The following is a 23248-nucleotide window of genomic DNA, read 5'->3' on the forward strand; positions in this document are numbered from 1 at the left end:
AAGTTTACTGGTAGCTTAGAGATATCAGTTACTTAAATGGATTTAATCTACGTATGAAATCAGAAAAGTTTTTCAAATGGGTGTGGAATATTAATGGCCTTGTGTTACTTATTGGCTTAATTATCACAATATTGGTTGTTGGCTATAATCTTGCGAGCTTTTTGTTTAAATCTAATACTCAAATGGATCATCAGGCGCTCAATTTAGCTGAAGATGAAAAGCAGCAAGAAAAGTGGAAGTTAGGGTACCCACGAAAAGTCGCTGATAGCGATTATTATTACATCCCGTTAGAGTCAGAAAAAAGATCGGTTGATATAAAACCTGAATCAGCAGTTTACGAAAGCTTTGGTAGCGGCAGCTACAAATATAATCCCACGCGCTCAAAGAATATCTTATTTATTAATGACAAAACCAATCAAGCAAAGTGGCTATTTAACACAACTGATCAGTTAATCATAGAGTTTGGTGCTTTAAGCAATTACAAAGAGTTTGATACTCGAGCCTACATGGAGCAACAAGTCGATACTCCTCGTGGGGTTTCTTATGAGGTTATCAAAAACGATAGCAATAATGATAAACGGCTTGATGGCAAAGATAAGCGCACCTTTGCGCTTAGCAAGATTGATGGCTCAAACTACACCGAAGTCATTTCAGGTTACAACCGCATTGTAGAGTCTAATCTCAACGCCGAAGGCAATCTATTTGTGGTATTCATCAACAACAACGAAGTTTATTCGATGTTGATAGATCTAGATACATTCAAAGTGATTAGTAAGAGTATGCTGCCGAAGGTCGGGGCATGACCCAAAAATTAATGCTATTTAAAATAATTTGATATTTGGATACATGGTATGGAAAGAAAGGAAAGCGAAGTAATAAGTGAAGACTATGATAAAGAGCTAACTTTATGGAAAAGTCGTTTTAAGATTTCTTTTTATGCTACTCCAATAATAACTATAGTATTTTTCTTATTACAAGCACTATTCACTAGTGAACAGCTATCTACAGATTTTAAACTAATTGAAAACTGGGTTGGCTTTTCTAGTACCTTCAAGTTACCTATAGGTGTCTTTACTTCTATGGTTGCTATTACCTCATTAATAGGGATGTATTTCAGAAGCATTCAAGTTTCACATCAGCTAAATAAAATAGAAAAGCAGTTAGATATTTCTCAACAGCAATTTAATTTGGCCAATAAGAAAGAAAATTTTGTTCTGTTCATAGAACATAGGAAAGCACTGTCTGAGTTAGTAAAATTAGAGCTAAAAGAGCAAGTTTCTTATCAGAGCAACATTCTTCAAAGTAGAGATTTTAAATCAGCTTTATGTATTGATAGTCAAAAGCTATATAAAAAATTATTTCCAGAAAATAGCCCCGAAGAAATGGTTTGCTTTGATTTATGGGTGCCTAAAAGTAAAGAGATCATAAATATTGAAGTATTGAGTGAAAAACTATATTCACTAAGTAACCTCGATTTATTAAAAGTTAATTTAATATCTTTGTACTCTTTCTACGAAATGTTTTTAGATTTTGGCGTTGTGTTTCAAATAAACTCTTATGGCTCATGCCAGAACAAAGGAGGGATTGAAATTGCGTATTTTTTCATTGATTTTTCTATTATAATCAATGTATTGTCTAAATTGGGTCTAATTGAAGAAACTGATACTCAAAGACTTAGAGGAAAAATTATAAGCATAGCACTTGATATTAATGACTCTCTTATTCCGGAGTAGTTGTTATTCAATCTAAATATCTCGGCGTTAAATCGCCTCTTAGGCTCGAAAAATTGGCTTAAGCTTTTTATGCTTCACATTTCACGGCTTCATGCGTTAATTGTTTAAGTGCGATAATTTGCCCTTGTTGATTTTGGTCAAGGGCCAACAGGTCGCCTTGGTGAATGTGGGTATCGAGTGTGCCGTGTTTTTGTAGCTCTTCAAGTAGTGACTGTTTTATTTGTACGAGTATATTTTGCTCGCAGTCTGCGATATACCAATCGTTATCAACACTGACTAAGCGGCCAGTGAAGCGGGTACGGGTTTGATGAGCAGCAAGGGCGTGTTGGTAGTCGGCATCTAGGGTTTGTTTTTGTTGTTTTAGGTTGCTGACATAGCTGCCTTTTGCGTCAAGTTCATGAACTTCAAGCCAGTGGTAATCTGATAAATCTACAGCATATACGTCAGTCAGTTCGCGGTTATTGTATTGCAACATAATAAAGCCCAAAATGGCCAGCGCAGCAAAAACACCTGTCATTTGAAGTCCTAAAAAGCGTTGCTGTTTTGAGCGAGCTTGTTGTGGCTTTTGCATTTGCGTCAGCTGCTCAGGACTTAAAGTATGCTGTGCTTTGCGTTTTTGATAATGCGCTTTTAAATCGGCATCAAATTGCTCGTCGTCACGCTTCATGATTGCCTCCAAGTTGTTGTTTTAGGTTTTGACGGGCGTATCGCAGCCGAGTTTTTATGGTCTCATGGTTGCTTTGTGTAATGGCAACAATGTCATCGAGGCTAAAGCCTTCTTGCTGTAATGTCAGGGCTTCTCGCTGTACAAAGCTAAGCGCCATTAGTGCTTTATCAAATGCGTCATAATCGTAGTGATAACTTGCATCGTGTGGCTCAGACACTAGCTGGTTGTCTTCTAGTTCAACAAATTTTTGTTGTTTTCGAAACTCATCAATTAGCACGTTACGCGCTAAACGAAATAGCCACGCTTTTAGGTTGTTTTGCGCGTGATAAAAGTCACGTTTATCAATGACTTTTAACCAGGTTTGCTGGCAAATATCGAATGCTAAATCTTTATCACTTTGTGTTACTAGGTAGTGATAAAGGTCGTTACCGTATTGAGCAACAAGTTGGTTGAGATAACGGTTGTCGCCTGTTTTGGCATACAGCGCCAAACAATCGCTGTTTGGCGTGTCAAATAACCATGTCTTGATGCTCATTAGCATAGGCCGTTATCCATCTATTTTAAAATCAAGTTGAACGCTTTGGTTTGTTTGTAATTGTGCCACACCTTCAACTACTTTGGGGCGGTATTTCCAACGTTTTATAGCGCGAATAGCTTCTCGATCAAATACTCGTTTTGGCTCAGCGTCAATAATGACTGGGTCGATAACTTCGCCGGTGGGTGAAATGCTGAAACTAATTTGCACCCATCCTTCAATACCATCACGTGCAGCAACAGGGGGATACTTAGGGTTAATACGCACGATAGGGGTCGCATCACCGGTTGGTTGATTAATTGCTTTACTGAGAGAGTCGCCAATATCATCAAATGTCATAGTAGGTGTTGCATCGGAAATGATTATTGTATCTGGGTTTTCAGCAGCTGGCCGCGGGGGCGTTTTCGGTGGCACCTGAGTAACGGGTGGTGGCGGCAAAGTTTGCTTTACTTGCACTTTTGAGTCTTCGGGCACTTGGTAAATTTCAACGGTAATATCGGGGCCCATTTTTATATCTGCGCGTTGATCTGCTGAAATTAGGTATTGCATAAAGGCAAATGCAGCAAAGGTCATTACCCCGCCACCTATAATTGCGACGGTTGTCTTTAAAGCGCCATTGCTGTTATTCAAGCTTGCTGAGTTTAGTGGTAAAGTATGCATAGCCGTTCCTTTTTGGATAATTGCTTTCATAGCTAAAACGGCTGGCAAATAAAAAAGGGGTGAAACTATTTTCACTTTTTATTTTTTCACTTTAATTAGTGTGATTCTTTAGGTAGTTATGAAACTCATTCAAATAGATAAAGCCCGTTACCGTAAGCATTTAAACCACGTTATTGTAGCGTGTGTTATTGCTTTAGCCGTTGGTAGTTTAGCCATTTCACAAACCTTGATTGCGTTATTCCCAGACCCAAGTGGGAGTCATTTTCACTGGAATCTATCGGGGGTTGTTGTGTGCAGTTTGCTGGTGGGCTTTGTACTCAATAAATACCGCAACCATGATTACATGACCGAGATTGTGTATGTGTGGGAGCTTAAAAAAGCGCTGAATAAGATTACCCGTAAAATGCCAAAGCTAAAAGCGGCTGGGCGTGAGGGCAATGCCGATGCTTTATTAGCGATTCATTACAGCTATGCTGGCTCGCGTTTGTTATGGCAGCTCGACGACAACACCATCACTATGGATGAGCTGGCAATTAAACAAGCTGAGCTTGATAGTGTCGCCGAGAAATATAATTTAAGCCTGGATGCCGAGCGCTATGATGAGGCTATTTTAAAGAACTTTTAAGGACGAGTAATGAAGAAGGTTTTGGTTGTATGTTTGGGTAATATTTGCCGCTCACCAACTGCTGAAGCGGTGCTCAGAAGTCGTGCAAAGACGCTTAATGTTAATGTAAAAGTCGACTCAGCAGGCACGATTGGCTATCACCAAGGTAATCCACCTGATTCACGTTCAAAAGCAGCAGGCGAAAAACGAGGCTACAGCTTTAAAGGGATTTATTCGCGCCCGGTTACGCAGACTGATTTTTATGAGTTTGATTTTATTTTAGCGGCTGACAAGCAAAACCTTGCTGATTTACACGCGCAATGCCCTGAGCATTTGCAATATAAATTGTCGTTATTTTTAAGCCATGGTGATGCGGGCGAGCAAGAAATTCCCGATCCTTATTATGGTGGCGATCAAGGTTTTGAAAAGGTCCTAGATTTAATCGAAAACGCGGCGGATAACTTGCTCAAAAAGCTTTAATTTTTTTAAAAGGTCGCACTGCGACCTTTTAGTTTATTTTGATTAGTTTATTTTGATTAGTTTATTTTAAAGTCGAGCTGAACTTGGGTTGTTGATGCAACGGCATGCCCATCTTCAAATTTTGGGGCATAACGCCACTTTTTCATTGCTTTTATAGCTTCTACTTCGAATGCTTTACCGCCTTTAGACTCAAGTACGGCAACGTTATCTACAAAGCCTGTGGGAGTCACTTCGAACTCCATAATAACAGAACCACTTTGTCTAAGCTGTGCCTTTGACATGGGGTACTTAGGATGCACGCGATACAAGGGCTCTTGCTCTTGGTTGTCTTTCCACGGCACCATTTTTGCGATAGCAATACAGTGCTTGGTTGCTTCATCGCTTTTACCTATTTTTTCGTATAAATGAACTAGCTTAGAGTGGGCGTCCAGTTCGGCTTTGTGATCAAAACTGAGTGCGTCATCAAATACTTTAACAACATGGTTAAGGCGCTCAATTGCGTAGTCATAATCGTGCCTGCTTTGAGCAAAAGCGGCGGCTAAAAAGTCTGCTTGAATACGCTCTAGCGAGTTACTTGGCACATTATCTTTGTAATATTCATCGGCTTCTTCTAGGTAACGTTTAGCTGTTAAGTAACGTTCACCACTGTTTTTAAGGGCCAAAATACGTGCTGCACTGAGCTTACTGTCGGCAACCAGTTTGTCATTCTTTTGTTGCTCAGCAATGCTAATTAAGTCGCTTAAGTAAGCACTTGCTTTTCTTGCTGATTGAGTCGATTCAGCCATGCCGAGCAGTGCATCATAGACTTCGGTACTGTGTTCACCATGTCTTTTTTCTAAAATAGTGTATGCCGTTTTGTATAACTCGTATTGTTTTTCGTGCTGGTACGTGGCAAGACTATTTGCGTAGTTAATGGCTAAATTCGCTGTATTGTCGGAGTTTTCGCCATACACTTTTTGACCGAGTTGATAGGCTTTTTGAGCAAGTTCGGTAGTGTCTTGTTGGTTTTCAAGCGCAGCTAAATAGGCGCGGTAAGTTTCATTAAACTCACTGTTTATATCTTGATTAGCTAAACAAGGCTGGCTTAATAGTATGCCTAAACATATGGCTAAAGAGGCTTTTTTCATAATAATCCTTATTATATTTCGCAAGTTAGCTTTTAAATAAACCACAAACGAGGGTTACTCATATTTATTAGTCGAGATTAGCAAAAGGTATTATAAATGTCACTTAATTGGGTAATTTCTAGTTAAAAATGCGGAGGAAGTGTTGATGAATACGGCTGTAAAATTAAGCTTGAAAGATGTGCAAAGCTCGTATCTTCGTCTGGTTTGAGTGTATAATACTTGAATTGCTGGTAACTGCCTCAATATTAGTTATCACTCGTCGTATGTTGCATTCTTACAACCTCAAACTGTTGTAATCACATTTGCAGTATTGCATTTATTTTTTTAATTTGGATTTGTCGTGGCGCAAGTAAGAGCAAGAGTCCAGCTAAATGTTGGCAAAAACAGTGATATCCCTGCAGAAATCGTCTCGTTTAGTGGTTTAAATGATGGCCAAGAGCATATTGCTTTAGTATTTAATCAAGCTGACACCGAGCAAGACATCCCCTTAATTCGTATGCATTCAGAGTGCTTAACGGGTGATGTATTTCATTCTTCGCGTTGTGACTGTGGTGAGCAGTTAAATGAGTGCATTGAAATGATGCATGAGCAAGGTGGAATTTTATTATATTTGCGCCAAGAAGGGCGTGGCATAGGTTTATACAATAAGATTGATGCTTATGTATTGCAATCGCAAGGTATGAATACTTACGAAGCGAATAACCACCTAGGTTTTGCCGATGATTTGCGTGATTTTTCTGACGCTGTTTTAATGCTCGAGGCACTTAATCAAAAGCATGTTAAGTTAATGACTAACAACCCAAATAAGCTCAAAGCTCTGCGTGATGCTGGCATTGAAGTTGATTCAGTTGTCGGCACGCATGCACACATTAAAGCAGGTGTTGTTGGTAATCGCGCTTACTTAGAAACAAAAATCAAACATGGTTCACACATGCTTGATATCAAAAAAATTAAAAAGCCTGAATAATTTTCACAGCAGGTGACTATAAACAAATAGCGCACCCAGTTATACTCGGTGCGTTTTGTCGTTATTGAATGAGAAGCTATGTCGATCGAAGTGCGTATTTTTAAAGCCGATGCAGGCGTAAAATGGTTTAAAGCAGGTTGGGAAATCTTTAAGCTGCAACCGTTTACGTTTATTTTAATGCACCTATTAATAGGTGTGATTGGTTTCTTATCGTTAGTGTTACCCCTGCTGCAAGTTGTCGGTGCATTTGTTGTCCCATTTTTAATGGCGGGCTTTTATCAAGCCGTGCTAACTAAACAACAAGGTGGCACGATTAGTCAGGCAGATATCTTTAAACCGTTTACCAATAAAGGGAACCGTATTGGTTTAGTGCGAGTTGCTGTGTATCAAATGGCGGCGGGCATTTTATTAGCGGTGTTATCTAATTTTATCTTTGCAGATGCCTATGCAGTTATTTCAAGCCAAACGTTCGACCCACAAAACCAAACACACATAGCGGATTTACTGGCAACCATTTCTATGGGGCAAGTGGCCGTTTTTTTACTGGCAATCTGTGTGTATTTAACGGCGTTTGCTTATGCAGTCCCCTTGGTTTATTTTCAAAAGCAAACCAACATGTTCCAGGTATTAAAAACCTCGTTCATGGTGTTTTATCATAATATGGCTCCGTTAGGTGTTTACGGTTTGATTTGTGCTGTATTAATGCTGATCTGTATACCTTTATCGTTTATTCCACTATTGGTTTTAATGCCAATTTGTTACATTAGCTTCTTCGTGTCTTTTCAGGCTATTTTTATGCCAGTTGTGCCAAAAAATGATGACCAACCAAAGACACCAGAAACATCGTCACAATCAGGACGCTTTGACGCGTAATGGATGATAAAGAAAAAAAGTTAAAAAATTACGTACTTTGGTTACTTTCACGACAAGATTACTCGCGTCGTGATTTAACCCGAAAGCTACAACAAAAAGAAGCGACGCCCGAGTTTACAGAGCGTTTGTTAGATTGGTGTGAGTCACACAACTTTATTAACGAGCAGCGCTACTGCGAAGGGTTTGTACGCCGCCATTTAGCGAAGTATCATGGGGCTAAACGCATCCAAAGCGAAGCAATGGCAAAAGGGATAGATCGGGCTTTGTTAGACAAGACGCTCGAAGAGTTCGAAATCGATTGGTTTGAGCTCGCACAGGACGCATATTTAAAAAAGTTTTCAAATTCACGTAAAGAACTCGATCAGAAAGAAAAAGCGAAACGTGTACGCTACTTGATGTATCGAGGCTTTAATTACGAACAAATTGATTTTGCAATGCAAGCACAGCAATAAACGGGTGAGACTTTCACATGCAGCATATGACTACCGCACAGATCAGGCAACAGTTCTTAGACTTTTTTGCCTCTAAACAACACCAAATTGTTCCTTCAAGCTCGCTGATCCCGGGCAACGATGCCACATTATTATTCAATAACGCCGGCATGGTGCAATTTAAAGATGTATTTTTAGGTGCGGAAAGCCGCCCTTATTCACGTGCAACCAGCTCACAGCGTTGTGTGCGCGCAGGTGGTAAACATAACGACCTTGAAAACGTGGGTTACACTGCACGTCACCATACATTCTTCGAAATGTTAGGTAACTTCAGCTTTGGCGATTACTTCAAACAAGACGCGATTAAGTTTGCGTGGCAGTTTTTAACAGAGACTGTAAAGTTACCGCAAGAAAAGTTATTGGTTACTATTTACCACGATGACGAAGAAGCGTTTAACATTTGGCACAAAGAAGTGGGTCTAAGTGAAGACCGCATCATTCGTATTGCAACCAGCGATAACTTCTGGTCAATGGGTGACACGGGTCCGTGTGGTCCATGTTCAGAAATCTTTTATGATCACGGTGAAGAAATTTGGGGGGGGCCTCCAGGTTCACCTGAAGAAGATGGCGACCGTTTCATCGAAATTTGGAACCTCGTATTCATGCAATACAACCGCCATGCCGACGGTACAATGGAGCCGCTTCCTAAGCAATCTGTTGATACTGGTATGGGTCTTGAGCGTATCGCGGCTATTTTACAAGGCGTTCACTCAAACTACGAAATCGATTTGTTCCAAGCACTCATTGCTGCGGCGGCTAAAGTAACCAACGCGCAAGATTTAAATGATAAATCATTACGCGTAGTGGCTGACCACATTCGTTCGTGTGCATTCTTAGTGTCTGACGGCGTTATGCCATCAAACGAAGGCCGCGGTTACGTATTACGTCGTATTATTCGTCGTGCAGTACGTCACGGTAACAAACTTGGCGCAAAAGGCGCGTTCTTCTATAAGCTTGTTGCTGCACTAATCGAGCAAATGGGTCAAGCGTATCCTGAGCTTGCTAAGCAACAAGAAATTATCGAAAAAGTATTACGCATCGAAGAAGAGCAGTTTGGTAAAACACTTGAGCGTGGTCTAGCAATTCTTGAAGAAAGCCTTACTGACATCGAAGGTGATGTAATCCCGGGTGATTTAGTCTTCAAGCTTTACGATACTTACGGTTTCCCTGCTGATTTAACGGCTGACGTTGCGCGTGAGCGTTTCATGACTATTGATGAGCAAGGTTTTCAAGAGTGCATGGCTGTTCAGCGTAAGCAAGCACAGCAAGCGGGTAAATTTGGTGCTGATTATAATCAGCAACTTAAATCTGAAAAACACACAGACTTTAAAGGGTACGATTCAGAGCACTACACTGGCACCGTGGTTGAATTATTTGCCGAGGGCCAATCTGTTTCTGTACTTGAAGATGGCCAAGAAGGTATTGCTATTCTTGACCGTACACCATTCTACGCCGAGTCAGGTGGTCAGGTTGGTGACACGGGGGTGTTAAAAGTGGCGGGTGGTGAGTTTGTTGTTACTAACACTACCAAGCTGGGTAATGCATTTGCGCACCATGGTCGTGTACAAGGCCGCATTGGTACAAACGACAAAGCAGAAGCAACAATTGATGCAGCACGTCGCGATAGCATTAAGAAAAACCATACTGCCACGCATATTTTACATGAAACGCTTCGCCAAATTTTAGGTGATCACGTAAGTCAAAAAGGTTCACTGGTTGACCCTGAGCGTTTACGTTTTGATTTCTCTCACTTTGAAGCCGTAACAAAAGATGAATTACGTCAAATTGAGCGTGCAGTGAACGACGAAATCCGTCGTAACTTTGCGCTTGAGACTGAGCTTATGGCAATTGATGAGGCCAAGGCAAAAGGGGCGATGGCGTTATTCGGTGAGAAATACGACGACGAAGTGCGCGTAGTCACGATTGGTGATTACTCAATCGAGCTGTGTGGTGGTACTCACGTTAAGCGTGCTGGTGATATTGGTTTATTCAAAATCGTATCAGAAAGCGGCATTGCAGCTGGTATTCGTCGTATCGAAGCGGTAACAGGTGCTGAAGCTGTTGCGTATGTCAGTGAGCAGGAGCAACAGTTAAACGATGTTGCAGCTCTAGTAAAAGGTGATAGCAGCACGGTACTTGAAAAAGTAACAGCACTCCTTGAAAAGTCAAAAGGGCTTGAGAAGCAAATTGCTCAGCTTAACGATAAGCTAGCAAGTGCGGCGGGTGCATCGCTACTTGACTCAGTTGTTGAAGTGAATGGTATTAAACTTCTAGTTGCTGATGTAGCTGGTACAGAGTCGAAAGCATTACGTGGCATGGTTGATGACCTGAAAACGAAGATTGGTTCAGGCGTGATTGCACTTGGTGTAGCAAACGGCGACAAAGTTAGCTTAATTGCCGGTGTAACTAAAGACCTGACAGGCAAAGTGAAAGCGGGTGAACTTGTTAATCACATGGCTGCACAAGTGGGCGGTAAAGGCGGTGGTCGTCCTGATATGGCGCAAGCGGGTGGTACTCAGCCAGAGAACCTAAGCGCAGCTTTAGAAAGCGTAACTAGTTGGTTATCTGAACGTTCTTAATCACTAGTGGCACTTATCGTCCAAAAGTTCGGCGGCACTTCAGTGGGCTCCATTGAGCGTATTGAGGCCGTCGCCGACCTTGTTGTTAAAACAAAACAACAAGGCCATCAAGTTGTGGTGGTGCTCTCGGCTATGTCGGGAGAAACTAACCGTCTGATTGACCTCGCTAAACAAATAGATTCTCGGCCTAGTGCCCGTGAACTCGATGTGTTGCTTACCACTGGTGAGCAAGTGTCGGTATCGTTGTTGGCAATGGCAATAATTAAGCGTGGACACTCAGCTGTTAGCTTACTTGCCGATCAGGTAAATATTCGTACTGACAATATGTTCGGTAAAGCCCGTATTGAAGAAATTGCAGCGACACGGCTAAAGCATGAGCTTGAGCATAACCGGATTGCAATTATTGCTGGTTTTCAAGGCCGTGATATCGAGGGCAATATCACCACGTTAGGTCGCGGCGGCACTGATACCTCAGCAGTTGAAATTGCGGGGGCAATTAATGCCGATGAATGCCAAATTTATACTGATGTTGACGGCGTTTATACGACCGATCCACGCATTGAACCAAATGCGCGTCGTATGAGCCATGTTACCTTTGAAGAAATGCTCGAAATGGCGAGTTTAGGCGCAAAGGTCTTACATATTCGCAGTGTCGAAGCAGCAGGAAAGTATAATATACCGCTCAGGGTGTTATCGAGTTTTAATCCCGATCAAGGGACCTTGATCAGTTTTGAGGAGCCGGATGTGCAAGCAAATATTGTGTCGGGTATTGCGTTTAATCGAGATGAAAGTCTTATTTATGTCAACGCAGTGCCACAAGGAATGGAAAACCTTGCAAAAATTTTGCAACTTTTTGCAGAATTCGGTATCGAAATAGATATGATTAATCAAGTTAATCATAACTTTGAAAAAATAGACTATGCTTTTACTGTGCACACAAATGATTTTGAGCAGGCGCTTGAAATTTTAACCAGTAACCAAAGTGCTATCAAAGCTGAATCTATAAATGGAGTAAGCAATGTTGCCAAGGTATCTGCTGTTGGCGTAGGGATGAAATCTCACTCAGGTGTCGCAAGTTTATTTTTTAATGCACTTGCACAAGAAAGCATCAAAGTGATACTTATATCGACATCAGAAATAAAGATATCAGTTTTAATTGATGAAAAGTATTTAGAACTGGCTGTACGTGCACTACACAAAGTTTTTTTAACTGAAAATGAGTAAGATATAGAGTTTTTACTTACTTTTAGGTCTAGTTTTCATTAAAATGATTTTGACGCGGAATCTTTTAATTTTTTGGAACATGGGAGCAAGAGAATGCTAATACTAACTCGAAGAGTAGGTGAAACCCTAATGATCGGTGACGAAGTAACAGTTACTGTTCTTGGTGTTAAAGGAAATCAGGTTCGCATTGGTGTAAATGCACCTAAAGATGTCTCTGTACATCGTGAAGAAATTTACATGCGAATCCAAGCAGAGAAATCTAACCCTAATCCGGGTAATGTTTAATCAGCAAAAAGATTTTTTAAGAGCCACTCATTGAGTGGCTCTTTTATTTAGCGCGGTGGTCATTGCTTCGTTTAGCGCTTGCTTTGATAAATACTGCATGCCTTTGTCTGCTTTTAAAATATAACCCCGCTCTGTTTCAATAATCTCATTGATTTGCTGCCAACTTAATTGGTAGCTTTTGTAAGGGTTTTCGGCTTTTACACCCTCATCATCAAAACTAACGGTTACTTCACTGCCTGATGCGCGACTCAGCATTTGCCTAGTGACCCACCAAGGGCGTTTGTAGTAAAACGATAAACACTCAACGATAGCCAGCATAAACATAAAGCTGCCAAGGTAATGGTTTTCAAGCATATAAAAGGCAAGTAACCCTAGGCTTATTAGCAATACTAATAATGGATATTTTGGTTTTGCCTGTGAAGAGTAGGGCAATGACTCATCAAAGCACTCATAGTAATAAGGTTTATCTAGTGTGTAAGTTATACTTAGCGACATTCATGGTACTCACATTATTTGATACATGAAGTTTATCATTTTTAGAAAAAAACTACCGTAGTTGGTTTTCATTTTGTTGTCATTATGAGAGCTTATACCAACCTGCAATATTACTTAATCATTCAGAGGGATTAAACCTGACGCTAGCTGCGTTAAAAGTTTCTATCTAGAACAACGTAATGATGAAGCTTTTCGCCTTGCTATTGCCCGTTTTACCTGTCTCTAAACAGCTTATTTAATTAAGCTGCCTAGAGTTTAAGTGAATGCGTTTAAGTAAATGTGTTTTTAGGCGAAAATATTATGCTCTTTAGCTCATTATCTTTAGCTCTTACAGTGGCCACTAACTCGTTTTTAGTTATGGCCGACATGCCTTATACACCAATTGATGAAATTAACCTTGCTAAGCCCAATGGCAAGTTAGCAAAAGCTGTTGCGACTACGCCTCATGGCTTTTTGATGCATTTAGGTGATATGAAATCTGGCTCTCTTGCATGTACCAATGAACTCTTAACTAGCAATAAACAACTACTTACTTCTCTTTCTTCTCAGCCATTTATTTATACGCCTGGCGACAATGAATGGACCGACTGTGACCGTGCTACGCTAAATCCCCGTTTTGATGAACTTGAGCGATTAAACTACGTTAAAGGATTACTGTATGACGAAGCATACGTTAAAAAAGCGAAGCAGCTAGAGGGCTTTACACAGCAGGCCGATATGCTTGAAAACGCTCGCTGGCAGTTTGACGGAATAGAGTTTCGCACTTTGCATATACCAGGTACGTTTAATGGCCGCTCTCAAATACTAAAAACTGATAAACATGTTGCACTCGATGCGGCCGATACACGAGACAAGCTCAATGTAAATTGGTTAAATCAGGCGTTAGTTAATCAGAGTGCGAAGGCATATGTGTTTGGCTTTCAAGCCGATATCTATCGTTCAACTAAAAAGCAGCCATGCGCTGATTTACGCCGAAGCGACTGCGACGCCTTTAAAGTATATAGAGATGCAATCAATGACTTTGCAAAGCGCACTGATAAGCCGGTGTTGGTAATGCATGGTGATACACCCCCATACTGTCAGCAGCAACTGGCTGATAATTTAACCCGTTTGAATGTACCCGGCGACTTTGAAGTAAGTGATATAGCGAAGGTGAGTTTAGTCGATGGTAATTGGCAAATTAACAGTATGGCGTCAGGGAAGGTATTAACTGTTCAATGTAAGTAAAAAATTAAGTAAAAAAAGAGCGGCTTTATAAGCCGCTCTGGTTTTAAGTTATTAAAACTTTAACTTCACACCCATTTTAAATTGACGACCTAAAACGTCATAGTTACTTGGGAATGTGTTACCTGAGTTTGAGCTTGTATCACCAGCTTCACCACCCACTACAGGTGGCTCTTTTTCAAACATGTTATCAATACCGAATGTAACATTCATGTATTCGGTAACATGATAGCTGGCAAATAAATCGAAGTAATCGTAGCTTTCAATACTTCTGAATTCTTCAAAAACATTAGGTGCTTCGATTGGCTCAACATCAACACCATCTATATGGCGCCATTGTAATGAAACCGTAAAGTCTTCCCAAATCCAGCTAGTACGTTGTACCCAGCGTAATTCAGAAACAGGATCACAGCTTGTGCTGAAATACCCTTTACAGTCAATAATACGGGCAGTGCTGGAACTTTGTGATTCTTGAGTTAGGTATTTGTTTACATTACCAGAGAACTGCAATTCGCCCATATCATCAAGCAAAATACCAAAATTAAACCCAAGCTCTACACCCTCGGCGCGTTGGTTTTTTAAGTTGGTCGTAAATTGCTCAATACCCGCGCCAGCAATTGTTAAATCACCCCCAATACGGTTGATTTTTGCACACTCGTTTGCATCGCCAAGTACATAACATGCATCCAGAATTTCCTGAGCTGAGAAGTTACCAATAATATTATCAATATCAATATCGTAGTAATCGAGTGTAATTGTAAAGTTTTCAACTGCACTGAACTCAGGCGTCCAGACAATACCCGCAGTAAATGTTTCTGCTTCTTCAGCACCAGGTGGGTTTAAAGGATCGCTCCCGCTGATAACTTGCACTTGACCAGATATTACATCTTGTACATTACCTACTTGCGCGTCAGTCATGCCAGTTGAAATACAAAGTTGTCTCAACGTTGCATCAATATTAGCGGCATTTGCGACAGAGCAAGGATCTTGTTGTGCATTGTCTAAGCCTGTGACTACAGGTGATGCAATCTCACCAACATTAGGTGCACGTGTTGCTTGTTGTTGCATTACACGAACAAGTACATCACTTACAGGGCGCCAGTTAAAACCGAGCTTCCAAGTTTCGTTACTACCAACAGTGTCATAGTCTGCCCAGCGGAAACCAAATTCAACATCAAGTGTTTCAGCACCAGGTAACCCATCTAACACAGGTAGGTAACCTTCTAAAAATACCTCATCAACTTTAAAGCCACCCGAAATCGGTAGCTGGTTACCACCGGCTCCCCCTTGGCAGCTTGCAGGGGCAAGTTTTAAACATTCATCCGGTTCAAAAAGGCCTTTTTCGCGACGATTTTCATAACCAAAGCTCATCGAAAGTGGCGCACCTGCACCTGGAATTTCGATAAAATTAATGGCGCCATTAACCGTTGCGGTGAAAATTTCTTGGCTGTATTTTTGCTGTTGCAGGGCGATTGCTTGAGCGTATCCTGCCATTTCTTCAGTGATTGTACCGAAACCACCAAATAAATTGATTGGCACACAGCTAGAATCACCATTTTTACAAGTGACACCATCTGTTGTATCAAGAGCATTTTGAATATTAGTTAGGTTAGTATAGCCGCCACGCACTGTGGTTCTGTTAGATTCACCATATTGGTAGCTAACATCGTATTCCCAGTCATCAAGGAAGAAACCTGTCACACCAGTTACAAGTTGGAATTGCGCACTGTCATAACGTTCTGTTCTTGCGCCAAGTTCTAACGTTCTACGACGAAGTTGAACTTTTAAATAGTCTTCACTATCAACGATACCATTGCCATTGACGTCTTGCCAGTTGCTATCATCTAAGCTTCCAGCTGCCAGAGCTGCTGTTGCTCCGTCAATCATAAATTGTCTAGCTTGGTCACCAATTAGTGGATTAGCAAGCGGTAAGTTGAAGCTTGAACCAAATGTTCCAGATGGTGCGACCTGAGTATCAACACTGGTATTTGTGTAGTTGAAGCTTGAATATACTTTATGCTCATCAGTTAAGTTATATTTAGCAATGGCTGTAGCAGAATAACGCTCTGAAGGTGTTTGGTAGAAGTTATAAGGGTTAAAGTTAAATACACTACAGGTGTCTGGTTGCAATGTTCCGTCATTTCTAAATTGCCCAGAACCTGTTGTACCCGCACCTACAATCGCAAATCTCGTAGGGAATGCTGTTGTTGAACCGCCACTTTCAACAGAGTTTGGACCGCTACAATCTGCTGGTGCTGGAATTGGGGGTTCACCATTGAGGAATTGCTCGTAGTTAGCACCTGTTTTAGTTTCTATACCGAGTAGGCCCAACGGACGGTCACCCAGTAAGATTTGATCACGTTGGCTCCAGCCTAAAGAGAGAACCACATTGCCTTTATCATCTTCTAAATTAGAGCCGATTGTCAGGGCTATGCTGTCTTTATCGCCATCACCATCACCTGTTTCAGAGTGCTTAAAGTCTAAATCAACGCCTTGGAAGTCATCTTTTAAGACTACATTCACAGCACCTGCAATCGCATCTGAGCCGTATACCGCAGAAGCACCACCGGTAATAATGTCAATTCTTTCAATGAGGGCTGTGGGGATTGTTGAGCTATCAACAGACCCATTATAGTTGTATGGAATCATCCGGCGACCATTCATTAACACTAAAGAGCGTTGTGAACCTAAGCCCCTTAAGTTAATGGTTGCTGCACCGCCAGAGCCATTATTTACGTTACTACCGTCTCCAGGGATTGTAGAGGGAAGGGTTCTAAGGATTTGCTCTACTTCAGGTTCTTGTTGATAACCTAGTTCTTTTTCTCCAATTGAAACAATAGGGCTTGCAGAGACCGCACCAGGTTGTCTAATCCGACTACCGGTGACTGATATCACTTCGAGATCTTTTTTTGCTTCAGTTTCTTCTTCGGCTGAACTTGTTGGTGCATACAGTAAAACTGATGACACGAAGCCTGTACTAATTGCTAATCTTATAGCATTAGATAGTTTGCTGGTTAACATTGTTATCTCCCAATAAATTATAGTTGGCTAGAAAACAATGGAATACTGCTGATAGTCCATTCTTAGCAATATCAGCTTAGTATATATATTAGGTAAAAGTAAAAAAATACTTCGTTATTTTGTATATGTTTTTCAAAAATACCAATGCTTTACGAAAAAAAGCGACTTATAAAGCCGCTTTTTTTCGTAAAGTCTCTATTTTTAGCAGTTAGTTTCTTCTGCTTTTACACCTTCTTTAACTTCTTCGCATGCATCTTCTACTGCATTTTGAGCGTCGGTTACTGCTTCATCAATGCGCTCACCAGCTTCTTCTGCTGTGTTGTCTTCACACCCCATAATAAATAAAGCTGAAAATAGGGCGATAGTAGCTGCTTTTAAAGTTGAATTTTTCATAATGAAATTCCTTGTAAATAAATTAGTAAAGTAAATTGCTGTTGGTTTGTTATTACTTAGGTACATTGCCTCTAAGAGCACCTGATATAAGTGAAATAACAAGTAAAACTAAGAATATAAAAAATATGATTTTAGCTATGCCTGCTGCGGCCCCTGCAATACCGCCAAAACCTAACACTGCAGCGATTAGCGCTATAACTAAAAAAGTAACTGTCCAGCGTAACATAATGTTCTCCTTGGTTATTTAATTTCGTTTCGGTTGATTAGACTGAAGCGAGTTCCATACCAAAGTTTTAAAGTCCTTATTTTTCAATTTGTTAGTTTTGTTTTCGTTTTTTTTGTGGCGTGTCGTTTGGTAATTATTACGAGTGATCATGTAACTTATTCATAGTGATAATTTTTCAACTTCTATGCTGAAAGTGGACACCTGTGATTATGTTTTCTTGGTAAGACCAATTTAACCTGTATGGCATGCAAGTTACCAAACCCCTTGCTTTAGCTGATTTTTACGCTGCTACGTTACACAGTTAACTATTTTTACATATAACTTTTGACTATATTGAGTATTTTTATCGTCTATATTGGGTAGTTAATTGCCGTAATGGCTTGGTGTTAATTAATTGTTTGATGTGTTACCCTGTAATTAATTGGTTTTACCAATTGACAATAAAGCTTTAAAAATAAGTTTTGTTTGTTATTATGAATGTATAAATATTCGATTTAAGTGTTTTTTTATTCTGAGTAGCGAGGGGAGCAGTATGGATATTGGTGGCTTACTTACAACCGCAGCCAGCTTAATGCTAACGGGTATGGTGGGTGTATTTATCTTTCTCAGTATTTTGATTTCAGCCGTACTGCTGATGTCGAAATTGTTGGGGCGATTTGAAAACTCTGCGAGCTCAGTTCCAGCCCGAACCGCAAAATTACAGCCTCAGCAAGGGGTACCACCGGCACATATTGCAGCTATCAGCGCTGCTATCGCTCAATTTAGAAATAAACAACAATAACGGAGCAGCTTGAACATGGCTAAATTAAAACTAACCGAATTAGTATTGCGTGATGCGCATCAGTCTCTATTAGCAACGCGTATGCGCCTAGATGATATGCTGCCTATTGCCGAAAAGCTTGATCATGCAGGTTATTGGTCTATTGAATCATGGGGGGGAGCTACTTTTGACTCCTGTATCCGTTATTTAGGTGAAGACCCTTGGCAGCGTATCCGTGAGCTAAAGGCGGCAATGCCAAACACTAAACAGCAAATGTTATTACGCGGTCAAAATCTCTTAGGTTATCGCCACTATGCTGATGACGTTGTCGAAAAATTTGTTGAACGCGCCCATAAAAATGGCGTTGATGTATTCCGTATTTTCGATGCGATGAATGATGTACGTAACTTAGAAACGGCGATTAAAGCGGCTGTTAAAGTGGGAGCGCACGCGCAAGGGACTATTTCGTATACGGTAAGCCCTGTTCATACGCTTGATATGTGGTTAAAACTTGCTAAACAATTAGAAGAGCTTGGTTGTCACTCTATTTGTATTAAAGATATGGCGGGTTTATTAAAACCGTATGAGTGTGAGCAACTCATTAAAGGGTTGAAAGAGACAGTTTCAATTCCGATTGCTATGCAATGTCATGCGACTACGGGGCTTAGCACTGCAACATATCAAAAAGCAATTGATGCAGGTATTGATATGCTTGATACCGCAATATCGTCAATGAGTATGACGTATGGCCACAGTGCCACTGAAACAATTGTGTCAATTGTTGAAGGCACAGAGCGCGATACTGAACTCGATTTAAATCAACTTGAAGAAATTGCTGCGTACTTCCGTGATGTTCGCAAAAAGTATGCGGCATTTGAAGGCAGCTTAAAAGGGGTTGATGGTCGAATTTTACTAGCACAAGTGCCTGGCGGCATGTTAACTAACATGGAAAACCAGCTTAAAGAGCAAGGTGCAGCAGATAAATTAGACCAAGTATTACTTGAGATCCCGCGTGTTCGTGAAGACTTAGGGTTCATTCCGCTTGTTACACCCACCTCACAAATAGTAGGAACACAAGCGGTACTTAATGTATTAACTGGTGAGCGTTATAAAACAATCACTAAAGAAACTGCCGGTGTACTTAAAGGTGAATATGGTGCGACACCAGCGCCAATGAATAAAGAGTTGCAAGAACGCGTCCTTGATGGTGCTGAACCGATTACTTGTCGCCCTGCTGATAAACTTGAGCCTGAACTTGAGAAATTAGAAGCTGAGCTTTTAAAAGAAGCCAAAGAGCAAGGCTTAGAGCTTGCTGATGAAGTAATTGATGATGTGCTTACTTATGCATTATTCCCGCAAATTGGCTTGAAGTTTATTAAAAACCGCCATAACCCTGATGCATTTGAAGCAGTTCCAACCGCTGAAACTGCCCAGACTGAAAGTAAACAACCTACGTCAGGCAAAAATGCCGTTAAAGCTGAGCAGTATAGCGTAAAAGTTGATGGGAAAGTTTACGATGTCGTAGTAGCGCAAGGTGGTGAGCTTAAAGAAGTTACTCTTAAAGACAGCGAATTAATTCCACAATCGGCATCAGCGTCAGCGGGTGAAACGCTCAATGCGCCATTGGCGGGTAATATCTTTAAAATTAAGGTAAAGCCGGGCCAAACGGTAAATCAAGGCGATGTGGTTATCATTATGGAAGCAATGAAAATGGAAACCGAAGTCCGTGCTGCACATACAGGCACTGTCGCTGAAATCTTAGTAGCCGAAGGTGACTCAGTTACCACTGGCGATGCTATGATTTCGTTAGCGTAGGGGATAGAAGATGGATGGTCTTTTAAACCTTTGGCATGCAACGGGTATAGCAAACTTTACCTTTCCTGCTTTGATTATGATTGCCGTAGGGTGCTTATTGCTGTATTTGGCAATTGCACGTAATTTTGAGCCGTTGCTGCTTTTACCCATTGGCTTCGGCGCTATTTTGACAAACATTCCAGTTGCTGGGTTATCTGACCCAGGTGGGCTTTTATATTATGTTTATCACATTGGTATCGACTCAGGTGTTTTTCCACTGTTGATCTTTATGGGGGTGGGTGCATTAACAGATTTTAGTGCTTTAATTGCAAACCCTCGCATGTTGTTATTGGGGGCTGCTGCTCAGTTTGGTATTTTTGCAACCTTACTTGGTGCCATTTTACTTAACTTTATTCCAGGTTTTGAGTTTACCCTGCAAGATGCATCCGCTATCGCTATTATCGGTGGTGCAGATGGTCCAACGGCAATATTTTTAGCGTCGAAATTGGCTCCTGATTTATTAGGTGCCATTGCAGTAGCTGCCTATTCGTACATGGCATTGGTTCCTATAATTCAACCGCCTATCATGCGAGCTTTAACAACGCCTGAAGAGCGCCAAATTCAAATGCCACAATTACGTGCTGTGTCGAAAACTGAGAAGATTATTTTCCCGCTTATGGTATTGAGCCTAACTATTTTGTTCTTACCAGCGGCAACCCCTCTTGTTGGCATGTTTTGTTTAGGTAATTTAATGCGAGAGTCTGGTGTTGTTGACCGTTTAAGTAATAGTGCGCAAAACGAGATCATTAACATTACCACTATTTTTTTAGGTCTTGCTGTTGGCTCAAAACTGGCTGCCGATAAGTTCTTAACTGTCGAAACGATAGGTATTTTAGTACTTGGTGCATTGGCTTTTGCCATTGGTACAGCGTCTGGTGTTTTTATGGCAAAAGGCCTCAATAAGATTTCTAAATCACCTATTAACCCGCTAGTAGGGGCTGCTGGAGTGTCAGCCGTTCCGATGGCTGCGCGTGTTGTTAATAAAGTAGGCCTTGAAAGTAACCCGCATAATTTCTTGTTAATGCATGCAATGGGGCCAAATGTTGCAGGGGTACTAGGCAGTGCTGTTGCAGCAGGTATTTTGTTAGCGATTGTAGGTTAATAAATCGATTAGACATTTTACTTCCAACCGACTGGCGCAGTAATTTTACTGCGCTTTTTTTTGCCTATAAACTGGTTACATTACCGTCTACATTAGGAAGCCACCATGAATATATTTGTTATCTTACTTTGCTTGTTTATTGCCTTGGTTATTCTGGTGCCGTTACTTGAAAAGTACCATTCAAAACTGGGCCTTGATGGCGCAACTAAATACGCTAAATACATTTGGCCTTTGGTGATGATCTCAATGGTTATTCAGCTTATTTATTTACTCGTAAGGTAATTTAGGGCCAAGCGCAAAAAAGCCGCTACAACGTGCAGCGGCTTTGTCATTATTAATTTAGCTTATTTGTTTAAGGCTAATTGCATTTCACGGTTACGCTGTAATTGCGCTAAGAAGTTATCTGCAATAGGTTTAAACTTGGCTAACTCATCACGAGGCAAAGGTTCTGATTTAGGTAGTTTTACCGTTTTAGGGTTACGGTGTACACCATTTACCAAAAACTCATAATGTAAGTGTGGGCCTGTTACACGACCAGTGGCACCGACCGTACCAATTTTTTGGCCTTGCTTCACTTTCTGACCCGTTTTAACCATTTTTTTGTTTAAGTGTAAGTACTTAGTCACGTATTGAGTGCCATGGCTAATAAAAACATAGTTACCGTTGTACTTACTGTAGCCTGCCTTAAGTACTTTACCATTACCAGCTGAAACAACCGGTGTGCCAGTGCGCGCGGCATAATCGATACCGTTGTGTGGCTTAACTGTCTTTGTTACAGGGTGTAAACGGCGTGGGTTAAAGCTAGAGCTAATATATTTAAAGTTAACTGGTGCACGCAAGAAGGCTTTTTTCATGCTACGGCCTTCAGGAGTGTAAAAGTTACCATCTGTATGACGAATTGCTGTGTAGCGCTCGCCTTGGTTAATAAATTCTGCGGCAATAATTTTACCGTCGCCAATGTATTCACCATCAACATAATGTGCTTCGTAAATTAAACCGAATTGGTCACCATTACGAATATCATTGGCAAAATCGACATCCCAACCAAAAATATCAGCAAAGTTCATAATTTGACGTTCGCTAAGGCCTGCGGCAATACCTGATGTCCAAAAGCTGCTATTAATCTCTCCACCGGCTGATTTACTCAGCGTTTCTATCTCTTTACTATCGATAGAGGTGTCGTAGTTACCTTCTTCGTTTAAGGTAACGTATAAGGTATCTGTTTTTGAGATAACATAGCGAAGCTGTGCTAATGAGCCATCTTCTGCGGTTGCAAAGCTTAATACTTCGCCTGGATGAATTTTTGTCAGTTTACGCGTTTCAGCGTTTGTATTGATTAGCTTGTGTAATGTTTGTGCGGAAAAGCCTGCACGTTTAAAAATAAGTGCTAAATTATCGCCATTGCGAACTTCATGGTCGATAAGGTCGTATTCTGGAAGTTTAGCTGCTGCTTGCTCAGAATTTAATTCAGTTAGTTTTTCGTTATCGTCAACTTTAACTTGTAATTCGTAGCGCTTGCCAATCTCAAGTGCATTCGCACTGTTATCCTTTGATGCGGTGGCTTTTTCCGAAGGTAATAATGCTAAGCCAGCAATAGCAGAAACCAAACCGAGAATAAGCAGTTTGTGTTTTTTGGGGAGTTTGTGCACAACGTGAACCATAACGTGCCTTTTTCTGCTGTCAAGAAAATTAATTACTAATATTGCAGGATATACCTAAAATAGAGCAAATACCAGAGTTTTGTAGATTTAAACTGGCGCTATTTTACGCTAGAATTAGTAGGCGCGTTAAACTTTTTTGATTAAATTTGCAGCAGATGCCAAGAGTTAAACTAATTATGCATTAGTTAACTAAAGTACCTTCATTAAAATGCAATAACGCGGTATAAAGAACAATCACGCGCGCTGCCTTCGGGGCTTTTACTTAACACGGTTAAGTTAGCTTTATT

At 40.8% G+C, this 23248-nt stretch carries 24 protein-coding genes; 15 read left to right on the plus strand and 9 right to left on the minus strand.

The features are described 5' to 3' along the window. Positions 1–53: 53 nt before the first annotated feature. Both ACSSVW_RS11450 and ACSSVW_RS11455 read left to right on the plus strand, forming a co-directional pair. Positions 54–803, plus strand: a complete 750-nt coding sequence (locus ACSSVW_RS11450) for a hypothetical protein (protein WP_075593833.1) — start codon at positions 54–56, stop codon at positions 801–803. Between the two features lie 48 nt (positions 804–851). Further along, positions 852–1733 (plus strand): hypothetical protein, encoded by an 882-nt coding sequence (locus tag ACSSVW_RS11455; RefSeq protein ID WP_182396165.1) that lies wholly within the window; start codon positions 852–854, stop codon positions 1731–1733. 67 nt (positions 1734–1800) lie between these two features. Here the strand turns inward: ACSSVW_RS11455 and ACSSVW_RS11460 are convergent, their stop codons facing one another. The 3 genes from ACSSVW_RS11460 to ACSSVW_RS11470 are packed head-to-tail and all read right to left on the minus strand — an operon-like array spanning position 1801 to position 3595. Next, a complete protein-coding gene (locus ACSSVW_RS11460; RefSeq protein ID WP_454179369.1) occupies positions 1801–2400 on the minus strand; it encodes a hypothetical protein in 600 nt (199 codons plus the stop codon). Next, a complete protein-coding gene (locus ACSSVW_RS11465; protein ID WP_454179370.1) occupies positions 2390–2941 on the minus strand; it encodes an RNA polymerase sigma factor in 552 nt (183 codons plus the stop codon). The genes ACSSVW_RS11460 and ACSSVW_RS11465 overlap by 11 nt, the downstream gene beginning before the upstream one ends. 6 nt (positions 2942–2947) lie before the next feature. Beyond that, positions 2948–3595 carry an energy transducer TonB gene (locus ACSSVW_RS11470; protein ID WP_454179371.1) on the minus strand — a complete coding sequence of 216 codons (648 nt, stop codon included), beginning with the start codon at positions 3593–3595 and terminating at the stop codon, positions 2948–2950. A gap of 118 nt (positions 3596–3713) precedes the next feature. Here ACSSVW_RS11470 and ACSSVW_RS11475 point away from each other — a divergent pair, with 118 nt between their 5' ends. Then, a complete protein-coding gene (locus tag ACSSVW_RS11475; protein WP_075593837.1) occupies positions 3714–4220 on the plus strand; it encodes a DUF3087 domain-containing protein in 507 nt (168 codons plus the stop codon). 9 nt (positions 4221–4229) lie between these two features. Continuing rightward, the gene (locus ACSSVW_RS11480) at positions 4230–4679 is read left to right on the plus strand and encodes a low molecular weight protein-tyrosine-phosphatase (RefSeq protein ID WP_454179372.1); all 450 of its coding nucleotides are present in this window, start codon (positions 4230–4232) and stop codon (positions 4677–4679) included. 56 nt (positions 4680–4735) lie between these two features. Here ACSSVW_RS11480 and ACSSVW_RS11485 read toward each other — a convergent pair whose 3' ends face one another. Beyond that, complete coding sequence (locus ACSSVW_RS11485; RefSeq protein WP_036970510.1) at positions 4736–5806, minus strand: TonB family protein; 1071 nt, start codon at positions 5804–5806, stop codon at positions 4736–4738. A gap of 340 nt (positions 5807–6146) precedes the next feature. Between ACSSVW_RS11485 and ACSSVW_RS11490 the strand changes: the two genes are divergently transcribed. The 6 genes from ACSSVW_RS11490 (at position 6147) to csrA (ending at position 12225) form a co-directional block, all read left to right on the plus strand. Further along, a complete protein-coding gene (locus tag ACSSVW_RS11490) occupies positions 6147–6773 on the plus strand; it encodes a GTP cyclohydrolase II (RefSeq protein ID WP_036970507.1) in 627 nt (208 codons plus the stop codon). Between the two features lie 78 nt (positions 6774–6851). Then, entirely contained in the window at positions 6852–7646 is a 795-nt protein-coding gene (locus tag ACSSVW_RS11495) for a BPSS1780 family membrane protein (protein WP_454179373.1), read from the plus strand. Beyond that, the gene (locus tag ACSSVW_RS11500; RefSeq protein WP_036970503.1) at positions 7646–8098 is read left to right on the plus strand and encodes a regulatory protein RecX; all 453 of its coding nucleotides are present in this window, start codon (positions 7646–7648) and stop codon (positions 8096–8098) included. Before ACSSVW_RS11495 ends, ACSSVW_RS11500 begins: the two co-directional genes overlap by 1 nt. Positions 8099–8115: 17 nt before the next feature. After that, entirely contained in the window at positions 8116–10716 is a 2601-nt protein-coding gene (alaS, locus tag ACSSVW_RS11505) for an alanine--tRNA ligase (RefSeq protein WP_065978417.1), read from the plus strand. A gap of 6 nt (positions 10717–10722) precedes the next feature. Beyond that, complete coding sequence (locus tag ACSSVW_RS11510) at positions 10723–11940, plus strand: aspartate kinase (protein WP_036970498.1); 1218 nt, start codon at positions 10723–10725, stop codon at positions 11938–11940. Positions 11941–12033: 93 nt separating this feature from the next. Continuing rightward, the gene (gene csrA / locus ACSSVW_RS11515) at positions 12034–12225 is read left to right on the plus strand and encodes a carbon storage regulator CsrA (RefSeq protein ID WP_036970495.1); all 192 of its coding nucleotides are present in this window, start codon (positions 12034–12036) and stop codon (positions 12223–12225) included. A 27-nt stretch (positions 12226–12252) separates the two neighbouring features. On the opposite strand, the gene ACSSVW_RS11520 is transcribed toward csrA, so the two are convergent. Further along, positions 12253–12720 (minus strand): YcxB family protein, encoded by a 468-nt coding sequence (locus tag ACSSVW_RS11520; protein WP_036970492.1) that lies wholly within the window; start codon positions 12718–12720, stop codon positions 12253–12255. Between the two features lie 300 nt (positions 12721–13020). Here ACSSVW_RS11520 and ACSSVW_RS11525 point away from each other — a divergent pair, with 300 nt between their 5' ends. Next, a complete protein-coding gene (locus ACSSVW_RS11525; protein WP_454179374.1) occupies positions 13021–13947 on the plus strand; it encodes a hypothetical protein in 927 nt (308 codons plus the stop codon). A gap of 51 nt (positions 13948–13998) precedes the next feature. Here ACSSVW_RS11525 and ACSSVW_RS11530 read toward each other — a convergent pair whose 3' ends face one another. The 3 genes from ACSSVW_RS11530 to ACSSVW_RS11540 all read right to left on the minus strand — a co-directional run bounded on the left by ACSSVW_RS11530 (position 13999) and on the right by ACSSVW_RS11540 (position 17584). Continuing rightward, positions 13999–16965 carry a TonB-dependent receptor domain-containing protein gene (locus tag ACSSVW_RS11530; protein WP_036970486.1) on the minus strand — a complete coding sequence of 989 codons (2967 nt, stop codon included), beginning with the start codon at positions 16963–16965 and terminating at the stop codon, positions 13999–14001. Positions 16966–17166: 201 nt separating this feature from the next. Beyond that, positions 17167–17358, minus strand: a complete 192-nt coding sequence (locus ACSSVW_RS11535) for a hypothetical protein (RefSeq protein ID WP_036970483.1) — start codon at positions 17356–17358, stop codon at positions 17167–17169. A 52-nt stretch (positions 17359–17410) separates the two neighbouring features. Continuing rightward, entirely contained in the window at positions 17411–17584 is a 174-nt protein-coding gene (locus tag ACSSVW_RS11540; protein ID WP_036970480.1) for a DUF1328 domain-containing protein, read from the minus strand. 532 nt (positions 17585–18116) lie between these two features. Here ACSSVW_RS11540 and ACSSVW_RS11545 point away from each other — a divergent pair. The 4 genes from ACSSVW_RS11545 (at position 18117) to ACSSVW_RS11560 (ending at position 21582) form a co-directional block, all read left to right on the plus strand. After that, on the plus strand, positions 18117–18365 hold the full coding sequence (locus ACSSVW_RS11545; RefSeq protein ID WP_454179375.1) for an OadG family transporter subunit: 249 nt from the start codon (positions 18117–18119) through the stop codon (positions 18363–18365). Between the two features lie 15 nt (positions 18366–18380). Beyond that, entirely contained in the window at positions 18381–20159 is a 1779-nt protein-coding gene (gene oadA, locus ACSSVW_RS11550; RefSeq protein ID WP_036970475.1) for a sodium-extruding oxaloacetate decarboxylase subunit alpha, read from the plus strand. Between the two features lie 10 nt (positions 20160–20169). Then, entirely contained in the window at positions 20170–21300 is a 1131-nt protein-coding gene (locus ACSSVW_RS11555; protein ID WP_454179376.1) for a sodium ion-translocating decarboxylase subunit beta, read from the plus strand. Positions 21301–21405: 105 nt separating this feature from the next. Next, the gene (locus ACSSVW_RS11560; RefSeq protein WP_162898025.1) at positions 21406–21582 is read left to right on the plus strand and encodes a hypothetical protein; all 177 of its coding nucleotides are present in this window, start codon (positions 21406–21408) and stop codon (positions 21580–21582) included. 62 nt (positions 21583–21644) lie between these two features. On the opposite strand, the gene ACSSVW_RS11565 is transcribed toward ACSSVW_RS11560, so the two are convergent. Further along, a complete protein-coding gene (locus ACSSVW_RS11565) occupies positions 21645–22961 on the minus strand; it encodes a peptidoglycan DD-metalloendopeptidase family protein (RefSeq protein WP_036970468.1) in 1317 nt (438 codons plus the stop codon). Between the last annotated feature and the right edge of the window lie 287 nt (positions 22962–23248).

The sequence above is a fragment of the Pseudoalteromonas sp. MBR-15 genome (assembly GCF_053628915.1).